General features: G+C 64.3%; 14 protein-coding genes and 1 pseudogene. 5 read left to right on the top strand and 10 right to left on the bottom strand.

Annotated elements, in window-relative coordinates:
* Positions 1–35: 35 nt before the first annotated feature.
* Positions 36–1,040 (bottom strand): D-glycerate dehydrogenase, encoded by a 1,005-nt coding sequence (locus CO664_RS00075; protein WP_037422583.1) that lies wholly within the window; start codon positions 1,038–1,040, stop codon positions 36–38.
* Positions 1,041–1,340: 300 nt separating this feature from the next.
* Here CO664_RS00075 and CO664_RS00070 point away from each other — a divergent pair, with 300 nt between their 5' ends.
* Positions 1,341–1,880 carry an SH3 domain-containing protein gene (locus CO664_RS00070; RefSeq protein WP_037422623.1) on the top strand — a complete coding sequence of 180 codons (540 nt, stop codon included), beginning with the start codon at positions 1,341–1,343 and terminating at the stop codon, positions 1,878–1,880.
* Positions 1,881–1,890: 10 nt separating this feature from the next.
* Here CO664_RS00070 and CO664_RS00065 read toward each other — a convergent pair whose 3' ends face one another.
* Positions 1,891–2,883: an adenosine kinase gene (locus CO664_RS00065; protein ID WP_037422586.1), complete on the bottom strand. Its 993-nt coding sequence runs from the start codon at positions 2,881–2,883 to the stop codon at positions 1,891–1,893.
* Between the two features lie 129 nt (positions 2,884–3,012).
* Positions 3,013–3,438: a VOC family protein gene (locus tag CO664_RS00060; RefSeq protein ID WP_097525416.1), complete on the bottom strand. Its 426-nt coding sequence runs from the start codon at positions 3,436–3,438 to the stop codon at positions 3,013–3,015.
* Between the two features lie 65 nt (positions 3,439–3,503).
* On the opposite strand from CO664_RS00060, the gene CO664_RS00055 reads away from it, so the two are divergent.
* Entirely contained in the window at positions 3,504–4,097 is a 594-nt protein-coding gene (locus CO664_RS00055; protein WP_097525415.1) for a TetR/AcrR family transcriptional regulator, read from the top strand.
* Between the two features lie 12 nt (positions 4,098–4,109).
* On the opposite strand, the gene nth is transcribed toward CO664_RS00055, so the two are convergent.
* The gene (nth, locus tag CO664_RS00050; RefSeq protein WP_097537629.1) at positions 4,110–4,886 is read right to left on the bottom strand and encodes an endonuclease III; all 777 of its coding nucleotides are present in this window, start codon (positions 4,884–4,886) and stop codon (positions 4,110–4,112) included.
* A gap of 22 nt (positions 4,887–4,908) precedes the next feature.
* Here nth and CO664_RS00045 point away from each other — a divergent pair, with 22 nt between their 5' ends.
* Together CO664_RS00045 and CO664_RS00040 are read left to right on the top strand one after the other, a co-directional pair.
* On the top strand, positions 4,909–5,406 hold the full coding sequence (locus CO664_RS00045; protein ID WP_097537628.1) for a DUF2244 domain-containing protein: 498 nt from the start codon (positions 4,909–4,911) through the stop codon (positions 5,404–5,406).
* Positions 5,407–5,470: 64 nt separating this feature from the next.
* Positions 5,471–6,343 carry a bifunctional helix-turn-helix domain-containing protein/methylated-DNA--[protein]-cysteine S-methyltransferase gene (locus CO664_RS00040; RefSeq protein WP_097537627.1) on the top strand — a complete coding sequence of 291 codons (873 nt, stop codon included), beginning with the start codon at positions 5,471–5,473 and terminating at the stop codon, positions 6,341–6,343.
* A gap of 53 nt (positions 6,344–6,396) precedes the next feature.
* On the opposite strand, the gene CO664_RS00035 is transcribed toward CO664_RS00040, so the two are convergent.
* From CO664_RS00035 to mepA, 6 genes are all read right to left on the bottom strand, one after another.
* Entirely contained in the window at positions 6,397–7,032 is a 636-nt protein-coding gene (locus CO664_RS00035) for a 2,3-bisphosphoglycerate-dependent phosphoglycerate mutase (protein WP_037422635.1), read from the bottom strand.
* Between the two features lie 28 nt (positions 7,033–7,060).
* Entirely contained in the window at positions 7,061–7,879 is an 819-nt protein-coding gene (gene dapB / locus CO664_RS00030; RefSeq protein ID WP_037422638.1) for a 4-hydroxy-tetrahydrodipicolinate reductase, read from the bottom strand.
* An 18-nt stretch (positions 7,880–7,897) separates the two neighbouring features.
* A complete protein-coding gene (locus tag CO664_RS00025; protein WP_037422641.1) occupies positions 7,898–9,703 on the bottom strand; it encodes an ABC transporter ATP-binding protein in 1,806 nt (601 codons plus the stop codon).
* Positions 9,704–9,805: 102 nt separating this feature from the next.
* Positions 9,806–10,825, bottom strand: coding sequence for a glucokinase (locus CO664_RS00020; protein ID WP_097525411.1), 1,020 nt, complete (start codon positions 10,823–10,825; stop codon positions 9,806–9,808).
* Positions 10,826–10,868: 43 nt separating this feature from the next.
* Entirely contained in the window at positions 10,869–11,249 is a 381-nt protein-coding gene (locus CO664_RS00015) for a methylglyoxal synthase (protein WP_037422647.1), read from the bottom strand.
* A 132-nt stretch (positions 11,250–11,381) separates the two neighbouring features.
* Positions 11,382–12,449 carry a penicillin-insensitive murein endopeptidase gene (gene mepA, locus CO664_RS00010; RefSeq protein WP_097537626.1) on the bottom strand — a complete coding sequence of 356 codons (1,068 nt, stop codon included), beginning with the start codon at positions 12,447–12,449 and terminating at the stop codon, positions 11,382–11,384.
* Between the two features lie 204 nt (positions 12,450–12,653).
* On the opposite strand from mepA, the pseudogene CO664_RS00005 reads away from it, so the two are divergent.
* Positions 12,654–13,000: pseudogene (locus CO664_RS00005) on the top strand (ABC transporter substrate-binding protein); the annotation flags it as partial.

The following is a 13,000-nucleotide window of genomic DNA, read 5'->3' as shown; positions in this document are numbered from 1 at the left end:
GCGGCGGCTGCACCCGAAAACACCCGGTAGCCGCCTCAATCCCGCCCCGGCAGCACCCGGTCCGGCGGGCGGTGGCCGTCGAAGAAGGTGCGGATGTTGATCACCACCTTGTCGCCCATGTCGATGCGGCCTTCGAGCGTCGCCGAGCTCATATGCGGCAAGAGAACGACCTTGCCCTCGCCGGCAAGCCGGATGAGCTTGGGATTGACGGCCGGTTCGTTCTCGAAGACATCGAGGCCGGCCCCTGCGATCTTGCCCTCCCGCAGGCTCTTGATCATCGCCGTCTCGTCGATCACGTCGCCGCGGGCGGTGTTGACGATGTAGCTGTCTGGGCGCATCAGCGCCAGCCGGCGCGCCGAGAGCAGATGATAGGTGGCGGGCGTCGACGGGCAATTGACCGAGACGATATCGACGCGGGCGAGCATCTGGTCGAGGCTGTCCCAATAGGTCGCCTCCAGCATCTCCTCGGTCTCCCGCTTGACGCGATGGCGGTTGTGATAGTGGATCGACAGCCCGAAGGCCTTGGCGCGGCGGGCGACCGCCGTGCCGATCCGCCCCATGCCGACGATGCCGATGCGCTTGCCGGCGATGCGCCGGCCGAGCATCCAGGTCGGCGACCAGCCGGCCCATTCGCCCTTGCGGTCGGTCAGCACCTGCGCGCCCTCGGCAAGCCGGCGCGGCACCGCTAGGATCAAGGCCATGGTCATGTCGGCGGTGTCTTCCGTCAGCACGTTCGGCGTGTTGGTGACGGTTATTCCCCGGCGGGCGGCGGCATCGACATCGATATTGTCGACGCCGTTCGAGAAGGCCGCGATGAGCTTCAGTTGCGGGCCCGCCTGCTCGATCAGCGCCGCATCGATCCGGTCCGTCAGCGTCGGAACCAGCACATCGACCCTCTTCACCGCAGCAACCAGCTCCGGCTGGCTGCGCGGCGTATCGTCGATGTTGAGTTCCGCGTCGAACAGCTCGCGCATGCGCGTTTCGACGACTTCCGGCAGTTTCCGGGTGATGTAGACGGTTGGCTTCTTCTTGCTTGTCATTCCTGCGAGCGGCCCTCGTTGACGGGTCCTTAACCAAGTTGGGTGATAGTTCTCCCCTATAGCCGCAATTTCTACCAGACCCGGTGGGGAAGACAATTGAAAGTCGCTGTCCGGGTAAAGGATTCGCGGCGCGCGCCCGGCGAGGCGCGTCTCTGGGTGCTTCTTCGGATCGGAACCGACCCGAGGTTTGGAATATGCGGCAATTCAACGTGCCACAGCGAGCCTTGTGCGTCTGAGAAGGCGAACGGCTCCGCTGAGACACCGCAAGGCTTCGCTTAGGATCGGAACATGGGCTTCGTCATGCGTCACTTCATTTCCAAAGCCTCTCTATTGCTGCTGGCCACGGTCCTCGCAACGGCCAGCATGAATTCCGCCGCCTTCGCCCAGGCGGCCAAGGGTCCGAGCGGTCTGCCGCTCCCCCGCTTCGTCAGCCTCAAGTCCAAGAGCGTCAATCTCAGGATCGGGCCGAGCCTCGACTACGCCGTCGCCTTCCGCTATCTGAAGAACGGCGTTCCCGTCGAGATCATCCAGGAATATGACAACTGGCGCCGCATCCGGGACGCCGACGGCACGGAAGGCTGGGTCAACCAGGCGCTGCTTTCCGGCGATCGCACCGCCGTTGCCGCACCGTGGATGCGCGGCAAGGGCGAAGGCGTCTTCGTCAACCTGCGACGCGACCCGCAGAGCACCGCACCGATCGTCGCCCGCATGCAGCCGGGCGTGCTTTTGCATATCGGCGAGTGCAATGGCGACTGGTGCCATGCCGAGACGCAAGGGGTGGAAGGCTGGATCGCCCAGAGCGAAATCTGGGGCGCCTATCCGGGCGAGGCCTTCAAGTAGCTGTCCAACCCTAGAGAAGAGCGGCTTCCCTTGCGGCACCGGCAAGCGAGACCATTGGGCGCGGGCCGATCTGGCCGATGACGATGCCGGCAGCCAGGTTGCCGAGCTTGCTGCAGTCTTCGAGCGATCTGCCGGTCGTGTAGCCGTAGAGGAAGCCGGCCGCATAGAGGTCGCCGGCGCCGGTCGTGTCGACCACCTGCGCGACGGCCGTCGCGCCGACCCGCACCCTTTCCTCGCCGCGAACGACGATCGAGCCTTCCTCGCTGAGGGTCACGGCGGCGAGCTTGCAGTCCCCGGCGAGCATTCGAAGCGCCTCATCGAAATCCTCCGTCTCGTAGAGCGCCAGCGCCTCCTGCTTGTTGGCGAAAACGATATCGACGGTGCCGGAACGCATCAGGTCGAGGAACTCGTCCCGATAGCGGTGCACGCAGAAGCTGTCCGACAGAGTCATCGCCGTTTCGCGCCCGTGCGCATGGGCAATTTTTGCCGCCTCGCGGATCGCGTCCTTGGCCCGCGGCGGGTCCCAGAGATAGCCCTCGAAATAGGTGACCGTCGATTGAGCGACGACGTCGGGCTCGACGTCTTCCGGACCGAGTTCGACACAGGCGCCGAGATAGGTGTTCATCGAGCGCTCGCCGTCCTCGGTGACGAAGATCATAGAGCGCGCGGTCGGCGGCAGGCTGTCGAGCGGCCTGGTTTGGAAATGCACCCCTTGTGCGCGGATGTCGTGGGTAAAGATCTGGCCGAGCTGGTCGCTGGCGATCTTGCCGAAATAGGCGGCGCGGCCGCCGAGGCTCGCCACACCCGCGGCGGTGTTGCCGGCGCTGCCGCCGGAGGCTTCGACAGCCGGGCCCATGCGCGAATAAAGGAGTTCCGCCCGCTCCGCATCGATGAGGTTCATCGCGCCCTTGATGATGCCGTTGTGCACGAGAAAGCTGTCATCGCAGCGCGCAATGATATCGACGATCGCATTGCCGATCGTCAGTACATCGAATTTCGTCATGAGCTCCGTCCGGTTCCTGAATGGCCGGTGTTCGTTAATAGCGGTTTTCCGACCATTTGGAAGAGCCGTACCGCCTTTGAGGCGCGCGAGTAGCGCCGGAGCTCTAACAATGCTGCGAAAATGCCGCCATCACGCCGGCAGCGCCCTTTCATCATAGGCGTCTGCGAAGGCGGCGCTCGGCGGGATCGGCTTGATCACATCGATCATCACGCCGTTCGGATCGGCGGTGATGAAATGCCGCTGGCCGAAGTCTTCGTCACAGAGGGCCTTGAGAATGGGAAGCCCAGCGTCTCGCATCTCGGCATAGAGCCGGTCGGGATCCTCGACTTCGAAGTTCAAAAGCAGACCCTGAACCGGGGCGCGACGTTGCTCCGGAACGGTCTCGTGGCGGTAGTCGAGGACGGCAAGCGTGACATGTTCGTCCTCGCTCGACTGCAGATGCATGTACCAGTCGCTCTCGAAAAGCGCCTCGAAGCGAAAATGCTTCACATAGAAATCGGCTGTAGCCCGCACATCGGCGGTCATGATCACCGGATAGTAGCTCGTGGTTTTCATGCTTTTCCTCCATCGATCATTATCATACAATCTGTATGTATCTAATTAACATACAGGCTGCATGTATGCAACAGGAAAGAAGCCGCCGGTCGAATCGCGAACGCTCGGACACGACCCGCGCCGCCATCATCGACGCGGCACACGCACTCTTCGTCGACAAGGGCTATGCCGACACGGCGACGCCGGAGATCGTCGCCGCGGCGGGGCTTACGCGCGGCGCGCTCTATCACCATTTCGAGGACAAGAAGTCGCTGTTTCGGGCGGTGATAGAAAGGGAGGCGCGCGAAGTCGCCGCAACGATCGAGCAGTTCGCTCCCGACGGCCTCGCGCCGCGCGAGGCGCTGCTCGCCGGGGCAGCCGCCTATTTCGACGCGATGGCGGTTCCCGGCCGGGTGCGCCTGCTGCTGCTCGACGGCCCGGCCGTCCTCGGCGTCACCGAGATGGCGGCGATCGACGCCGCGCATGGCGGCAGAACTCTCGAAGAAGGATTGAGCGCGGCCATGGCTCCCCACCGCCTCGAGGAGAAGGCGGTCAAGGCGATGGCCTTCCTCTTGTCCGCCGCCTTCGACCGGGCAGCGCTCGAGATCGATGCCGGTGCGGCGCGGGCCGACTATGCCTATGCGATCGACAGGCTGATCGATCGCTTGATCGACCCATGAAGAGCTGGGTCGTCAGCCGGCGACCGGAAGGACCTGTGGCGGCAATTCGACAAGCGGCGCCGGAATGTCGCAACTCTTTTCGGGCGACTTGCAGATGTCGGCGATGATGCAGCGCTCGCATTCCGGCCGGCGCGCCTTGCACACATAGCGGCCGTGCAGGATGAGCCAATGATGGGCGTGGTAGAGATATGTCTCCGGGATGACCCGCATCAGATTGGCCTCAACCTCGTCCGGCGTCTTGCCGGGTGCGAGGCGAATGCGGTTGGCGATGCGGAAGAGATGCGTGTCGACGGCAATGGTCGATTGGCCGAAGGCCATCTGCAGCACCACATTGGCGGTCTTGCGGCCGACGCCCGGCAGCGTCCTGAGCTCCTCGCGCGTCTTCGGCACCTCGCCGCCGAAATCGGCGATCAGCTTTTGGCTGAGCGCGATGACATTCTTTGCCTTGTTGCGGTAAAGGCCAATAGTCTTGATATAGTCGCGCAGTTTGTCTTCGCCGAGCGCCATCATCTTTTCGGGCGTGTCGGCGACGACAAAGAGCGGCCGCGTCGCCTTGTTGACGCCGGCATCCGTCGCCTGCGCCGAAAGCGCCACCGCCACCAGCAGCGTGAAGGCGTTGACATGTTCGAGCTCGCCCTTCGGCTCCGGCCGCTGGACCGAGAAGCGGCGAAAGATTTCCTCGATCTCCGCCTTGCTATAGACACTGCGCTGCCGCGTGGATCGGCGGGCAGCCGTTGCCGCGCGCGGTTTCGCGGGTCCCGGCGACAATTTGCGTTTCACGTTTTTCATGCTGCATCTATAGTCATTGGTTATGACCGAAGGCAACGCCGAGACAAGCATCAACGACGCGCCGATCTTTTCGGCGGAACTCACCCCCTACCGCTCGCTCGGCCTCAAAGGGTTCAAGATCCTGCTGATGATCGCGGCTGCGATGAGCGCCGTGCATGTCCTGGTGTTCCTGGTCATCGGCGCCTGGCCGATCGTGTTCTTCTTCGGCCTCGATTTCGTGCTGCTCTTCGGCGCCTTTTGGCTCAACTACCATTCGGCGCGCGCCCGCGAGGAGGTCAGCGTCTCGCGCACCGACGTGTCGGTGAGGAAGTTCGCGCCATCGGGAAACATGATCGAGCATCGCTTCAACCCCTTCTGGGCGCGCTTCAGCATCAAGCGCCACCAGGAGATCGGCATCGTCTCGATGAGGATCAGCGGCGACGGCCGGCAGACTGAGATCGGTTCGTTCCTCAACCGCGACGATCGCGAAACCTTCGCCCTCGCCTTCTCCCGCGCGCTCGCCACGGCCCGGTCGAGATGAATCAAGAATCGGGTGGTTATCCGGTCTCCCGCATGGTTTTCTGCGGCATGACAGGAGATGATCCATGAACGTCGTGACAACCATTCCCACCGACATCACCCCGGACGGCACCGATTACGACACGGTGCGCCATGTCATCGAGATGCTGACCGAGGATTACCGCGACCAGCCGTCGCTGGAAACGATCGCCCGCCGCCTCAGCCAGTCGCCGACGCAGCTCCAGAAGGTCTTTACCCGTTGGGCCGGTCTTTCGCCAAAGGCCTTCCTGCAAGCGGTGACGCTCGACCATGCCAAGCGGCTTCTGCGCCAGGAGGAGATGCCGCTGCTCGAGACCAGCATCGAGGTCGGGCTCTCCGGCCCCGGCCGGCTGCACGATCTCTTCGTCACCCATGAGGCGATGTCGCCCGGCGAGTGGAAGGCGCGCGGCGCGGGGCTGACGATCCGCTACGGCTTCCACCCTTCCCCTTTCGGCACGGCGCTGGTGATGGTGACCGAGCGCGGCCTCGCAGGCCTTGCCTTTGCCGACGCCGGCGAGGAGCGGGCGAGCTTCGAGGACATGGCCCGGCGCTGGCCGAACGCCAATTACTTCGAGGACAGCGCGGCAACGGCACGCTATGCCGCCCGCATCTTCAACCCGGAGCGCTGGTGCGCCGACGAGCCGCTCAACATCGTGCTGATCGGCTCGGACTTCCAGATCCGGGTCTGGCAGGCGCTGTTGAACATTCCGCTCGGCAAGGCGACGACCTATTCGAAGATCGCCGGCGAAATCGGCCAACCGACCGCGTCGCGCGCCGTCGGAGCGGCCGTCGGCCGCAACCCGATCTCCTTTGTCGTGCCCTGCCACCGGGCGCTCGGCAAGGGCGGCGAACTCACCGGCTATCATTGGGGGCTGACGCGAAAGCGGGCGATCCTCGGCTGGGAAGCGGGAAAGGCATGAAACAAAATGGGGCGCCGCGGCGCCCCTTTTGCTTCGATCGAGGATGTGGGCGCTCAATGCGCGGCCGACATGTCGCCGAGCACTTCCTTGGAGGCGACGGTGGAATCCGCCTTCAGCTTGTAGACCATCGGCACGCCGGTCGCGAGGTTGAGGTTCAGGACCTGTTCCTTGGTCAGGCGATCGAGCACCATGACGAGCGAGCGCAGCGAGTTGCCGTGGGCGGCGACCAGCACCTTCTCGCCGGCGAGCACGCGCGGCAGGATTTCGGTCAGGTAGTACGGCCAGACGCGGGCGCCGGTGTCGCGCAGGCTTTCGCCGCCGGGCGGCGGCACGTCATAGGAGCGGCGCCAGATATGCACCTGCTCCTCGCCCCATTTGGCGCGGGCATCGTCCTTGTTAAGGCCGGAGAGATCGCCGTAGTCGCGCTCGTTGAGCGCCTGGTCGCGGATCGTTTCCAGCGACGACTGGCCGACGGCGTCGAGCACCATCTGGCAGGTGCGCTGGGCGCGGACGAGATCGGAGGTGAAGGCGATGTCGAACTTGATGCCGTATTCGGCGAGCGCCTTGCCGCCTGCCTTTGCTTCCTCGACGCCAAGCTCGGTCAGGTCCGGATCGCGCCAGCCGGTGAAAAGGTTCTTCAGGTTCCATTCGCTCTGGCCGTGCCGGACGAGGACGAGAGTGCCGCTCATTTCGATTTCCCTTCAGCAGTTTGACGTGTCAGTTGAGCCCGAGAACATCGAGCATGGAGTAGAAGCCGGGCTTCTGGCTGCGCGCCCACAGAGCCGCCGTGACGGCGCCACGCGCGAAAATCGAGCGGTCCGTGGCGCTGTGCGACAGCGTCACCAGTTCACCTTCGCCCGCAAGAATCACGGAATGCTCGCCGATGACCGAGCCGCCGCGCAGGGTCGCAAAGCCGATCGTACCTTGCGCGCGGGGGCCGGTATGGCCGTCGCGCACACGGACGGAATGGTCCGCAAGATCGATGCCGCGTCCCTTCGCCGCTGCCTCACCGATGAGGAGCGCCGTGCCCGAAGGCGCGTCGACCTTGTGCTTGTGGTGCATCTCGACAATCTCGATGTCCCAATCGGCAGGGCCTAGCGCGCGCGCCGCCTTCTCCGTGAGCACGCCCAGGAGATTGACGCCGAGGCTCATATTGCCCGACTTGACGATGCGTGCATGGCGGGCGGCCGCGCGGATCTTCGCCTCGTCGTCTGCGGAGCATCCGGTCGTGCCAACGATATGAACGATGCGCGCCTGTGCCGCGAGGCCGGCGAATTCGACGCTAGCCGCCGGCGCGGTGAAATCGAGCACTCCCTCCGCCTCGACAAAGGCTTCGAGCGGCTTGTCGGTGACGGGGACGCCGATCGGTCCGAGGCCGGCAAGCTCGCCGGCGTCCCGGCCGATGAAAGGCGAATTCGAGCGCTCGATCGCGGCATGCAGCCGCACGCCGGCCGTCTCGTGAACGATCCGGATCAGCGTCTGGCCCATTCGACCGGCCGCGCCGACCACCACGAGCTTCATGTCCGTTTCGCTCATCGCCAGATTTCCTCGTATCTACAGGATTTTCGCTTCGTCAGGCAGGTCCGCGCCGTTGCCCTGGAGGTTGTGGAGGCGAGCGTAGAGACCGTCCGGCCGCCGCGCAAGCTCCTCATGCGATCCCTCCTCGACGACCTTGCCGTCCTTCATCACGACGATCTTGTCGGCATTGACGACGGTCGAGAGCCGGTGGGCGATGACGATCACGGTACGCCCGCTCATCGCCTGATCGAGCGCCTTCTGCACGGCGGCCTCGGACTCGGTGTCGAGGGCCGAGGTGGCCTCGTCGAGAAGCAGGATGGGCGCGTTGCGCACCAGCGCCCGGGCGATCGACAGGCGCTGCCGCTGGCCGCCGGAGAGCGTCACGCCATGCTCGCCGACCGGCGTGTCGTAGCCCTGCGGCTGAGCCAGAATGAAATCGTGCGCATAGGCAAGCCGTGCGGCCTCCTCGACTTCCTGATCCGTGGCATCGGGACGGCCGTAACGGATATTGTCGCGGATCGAGCCTTCGAAAAGATACGGCTGCTGCGAGACATAGGCGAGGCCGTTGCGCAGCGACTGCTTGGTAACGCCGGCGATGTTCTGGCCGTCGATCAGGATCTCGCCCGACTGCGGATCGTAGAAGCGCGGAATGAGGCTGATGATGGTCGACTTGCCGGCACCGGAGGGTCCGACGAGCGCCGTCGTCTTACCGCCCTCGGCGCGGAAGCTCACACCCTTAAGGATCTCGTCGCCATTGGCATAGGAAAAGCGGACATCGCGCAGTTCGACGGTCGCCCCACCGAGCTTGAGCTCGGTCGCATCGGGGCGATCGCGCTGATGCGGTATCGTGTCGAGGATCTCGTAGATCATGCGGGCATTTACGGCGGCGCGCTCCATCGACACCTGCAGCCGCGCGAGGCGGCGGGCCGGATCATAGGCCATCAAGAGCGCCGTGACGAAGGCGAAGAAAGCACCCGGGGGCACGTTGCCGTAGATCGTCCGGAAGGCGGCATAGGCAAGCACGCTGGAGATGGCGAGGCCCGCGAAGGTTTCGGTCATCGGCGCCGTGCGTTCGCTCAGGCGTGCGATGCGGTTGGCGCGGTTCTCGGCCCGATCGATGATCGTCTCGACCTTGCGGCGGAGCTCGTTCTCCATCGTGAAGGCCTTGATGATGGTGATGCCCTGGATCGTTTCCTGCATCGCCCCGAGAACCCGGCTGTTGACCTCGATGGCCTCGCGTGTCGCCAGACGCAGACGTCTGGATATGTAGCGCAGGCCGAGAAACAGCGGCGGCGCGACGAAGAAGACGATCAGCGACAGCAGCCAGTCCTTGCTGAACATGACGCCGATCAGGCCGATCAGAGTCAGGAAGTCCCGGGCGATCGACGTGACCGTCATGTTGAGCACGTCACGTATGCCACTGACGTTCTGGCTGATCTTCGCCGCAAGCTGCGCCGAGCGATGCTCGTGAAAATAGCCGACGCTGAGCGCCATGATGTGGGAGTAAAGCCGGCGCTGATAGCGCGCCACGATGTTGTTGCCGATCTTCGACAGCGCGACGGCTTGACCGTAGGTCGCCAGGCCGCGCAGGACGAAGGCGGCGAAAATGGCCGCGCAGATCACCAGGACGATATCCGCCCGCCTGTTGGCGAAGGCCTCGTTGACGACCGTTTCCATGATCCAGGCGGTGAAACCGGTCGTTGCCGCGACGACGATCAGGCAGGAAATGGCGAAGGCATAGCCCCGGATGTGGTCGCGACCGTTCTCAGCGATGACGCGCCGCAGAATTCCGGTGATCGTCTCGGAATCCATCGCGCGCTGTTTTCTGTTCGTGGCGTTCAAGAAGCCCGTTTTCCCTGGCCTGCTGTGGCACGTCGGCGCCACGTGTCGGGGGTCTATAGTGGTTTGAAGCTGCTTTGGCGAGTCCTTGCATCGGTCCGCCGCTCAGCTTCGCCAGCGCCGTCCCTCCATTGCAACACCGAAGTCTCTTGACGCGCGTGCGAAGGCGGCAAGCCCGGAAAGCGCCGCCATCGGATGGACGACCGCAAAGGTCGGTATGGTTTGCATCAGCGCCGAATGCGGTGCCTTATTCTCGAAGGCGGCGCGGAATTCCGGCTTCATCAGCGCCGGCAAGATCTTCTGCGAAATGCCGCCGGCGAGATAGACGCCGCCGCGCGCCATGAAGACCAGCGCCATGTCGCCGGCGACGCGGCCGAGATAGGTGCAGAACAGCGACACCGTCTCGACCGCCGCCGGATCCTGCCCGGAAAGCGCGCTGGTCGTCACTTCCGCCTGATCCTTGAGCGACGGCTCCAGGCCATCGGCCGCGCAGACGGCGCGGTAGAGATTCATGATGCCGCGTCCGCAAAGGATCTGCTCCCCCGCCATGCGGCCTCCGATCGGCTCGAGGAACGGCCATATGTGGAAATCGCGCTCGCTGCGCGGACCGATATCCACATGCCCGCCTTCGCCCGGTACGGGGATCCAGGTGTCCTGGGCGAAGACGAGACCGGCGACGCCGAGGCCAGTGCCGGGGCCGAGCACCGCGCGGGAACTCCGCGGCCGGGCGCTGCCGCCGCCGATCTGCACGACATCCTCTTCGGCCGGAGCGGCGATCGCGAGCGCCTGCGCCTCGAAGTCGTTGATGACCAGCACGTCCTGCAGCCCGAGCTTCGCCAGCATGTCCTTCGGCCGGATCACCCAGCCGGCATTGGTCAGCGGGATCTCGTCGCTCTTGATCGGCCCCGCCACGGCGAGGATCGCCGAACGGGGTCTTTCGGAGACATGATCGAGAATGCTCTTCTTGAGCGCCTCCTCAATCGTCTCGAAGTCTCCCGTCTTGATCGGCGGCAGCTGCAGCGGCTCGGCGAACGGGTCGGCGAGCAGTGCGAAGCGGGCGTTCGTGCCACCGATATCGCCGATCAAGATCGGAAAGGAGAAGCTCTGGTCATTCGCAGTCAGCATGGCAGATTCGTCCCGGCTCGCGCGTACAATTTCCGAAGATGTATCAGTTGCGCCTGAAGTCGATCAACTGCTCGGCGGTCGCCCGGTTGAGCGCCATCGGAATGTCGTAGACGATGGCTAGACGCATCAGCGCCTTGACGTCGACGTCGTGCGGCATGGCGGTCAGCGGGTCGACGAAGAAGATCAGGCAGTCGATGTCGCCGGTCGCGATCAAGGCACCGATCTGCTGGTCGCCGCCGAGCGGCCCGCTTTTCAGCCGCGTCACGTCGAGGCCGGGGCAGGCGTCGAGAACGCGGCCGCCGGTCGTGCCGGTGGCGACGATCTTCCAACTAGAAAGCGTGGCCTCGTGCGTCTTGGCGAAGGCGGCGAGATCATCCTTCTTCTGATCGTGGGCGATCAGGGCGAGACATCTGCGATCGGCCATGCGGCGTCCCCGGCAAGCTCACGGGGCCAGAGCGGAGAGCACGGCGCAATCCCACTTCGATCCCGATTTAAATCGATTTGAACGGCTATACAGGAGTGCCGTGAAATTGCAAAGACACTGCTACATGTTTCCTTATTGCAGCGCCGGACGCGGCAGCGGCACGGGGATCTCGGCAAACGGCGTCTCGGCCGCGGCCCCAATGACGGCTTCGATGCTCGTCGCGGCGGCGGGAATGGCGGCCGGAGCACGGTAGGCCGTGCCGAAGGTCGCCTGCTGCTCGGAGGCTGGAGCCGGGCCGTTCAGCACCAGCGCGCAGGCCTTCGGCAGGTCGGCAAGCGTCGCAAACCTCGGCTTCGGCGGCTTCTCGCCGGGTTTTTTCTTCGGCTTCGCCCAGGGTGCCTCGGTAAACCACCAGGCGAGCGACTTGTCGCAGCCGTCGCCGGCGGGCACTGCGGCCTGGTCCTTGCAGCCTTGCGAGCCGGCCGGGCATTTGATGCGGATATGGAAATGGTAGTCGTGGCCGTAGATCGGTCGCACCTTGCCGAGTGCTGCGCGATCGCCGCGCCAGGTGTCGCAGAGTTTCTTCTTGATCGCCGGATTGACGAAGACGCGCTCGACTTCGGGGTAGCTCGCCGCCAGCATGATCAGCCGCGCATGGGACGGCGTCCAGACGGAGCGGTCGATCGTCAGGAACTTGCTCTTGTCGAGCATCGAGGTCGCGGAAATCGATTCGCGCTCCTCATAGCTGAGCGTCTTCTGCGGCATCGGCGTCAGCCAGATGTCGGCGTCGAGGCCGATCTGGTGCGAGGCATGGCCGGACAGCATCGGGCCGCCGCGCGGCTGCGAGATGTCGCCGAGCAGCAGCCCTGGCCAGCCGATTTTTTCGGCCGCGTCGTTGGAGAAGCGCTCGATCAGAGCGATCATCTCGGGGTGCCCCCAGCGGCGGTTGCGCGACAGACGCATGGCCTGCCATGTGGGGCCGTCGGTCGGAATGGCGATGCCGCCGGCAAGGCAGCCCTTGGAATAGAAGCCGTAGGACGTCGGCGCCGCCGCGGTCGGCAAGGCCCTGGCACCGAAGAGCTCCTTGGCAGGCGTGCCGTCGGCCGAGGCGGCATCGGTCGCGAGAAGACCCGTGCTCGTCATCAGCGCCAGCAGTGCGGAGCCGCAGCGTCGAAGCGCGGCACGCGTGTCAAATCCCATTCCATTCCCCCATCGGCAGCGACGCGCAACAGGCGGGCTCGATCCCGCCGATACTATCCTGATTCGCCGCGGTTGCATCAGCCTTGCGACTCACCCGGATGTGACTGAATAATTTCGCCTGATTTTGGGCAAGTCCTGTCAATTGCCCAGATTTGGCCTATTCTGGTTTCAAGGATTACTGAAAATACGAGGAGAGACGACGGGATGCTGGACTGTGGCGGTTTTGGACGAATGAAGCTGGCAGCCGCTTTCCTGGCGATATCCCTGTTCACAGTGCCCTTGGCAGAGGCTCAAGAAGAGCCCGTTTGGCATCATGGTCTATCGCTCATCGGCGAACTCAAATATCCGCCCGGTTTCAAGCATTTCGACTATGCAAATCCCGATGCCCCGAAGGGGGGAGATATCAGACTCTCGCAGACCGGCACCTTCGACAGCTTCAATCCGCTCCTGGCGACAAAGGGGGAGCCGGCCGTGGGACTGTCGCTTGTCTTCGATACGCTGTTGAAGCCGGCCGATGATGAAATTTCAACAGCCTATGGCTTACTCGCCGA

Origin of the sequence: Sinorhizobium sp. NG07B (assembly GCF_002532005.1) — a bacterium.
GTDB classification, from domain to species: domain Bacteria; phylum Pseudomonadota; class Alphaproteobacteria; order Rhizobiales; family Rhizobiaceae; genus Sinorhizobium; species Sinorhizobium fredii_C.
This window is presented reverse-complemented; position numbering and strand designations above follow the sequence as displayed.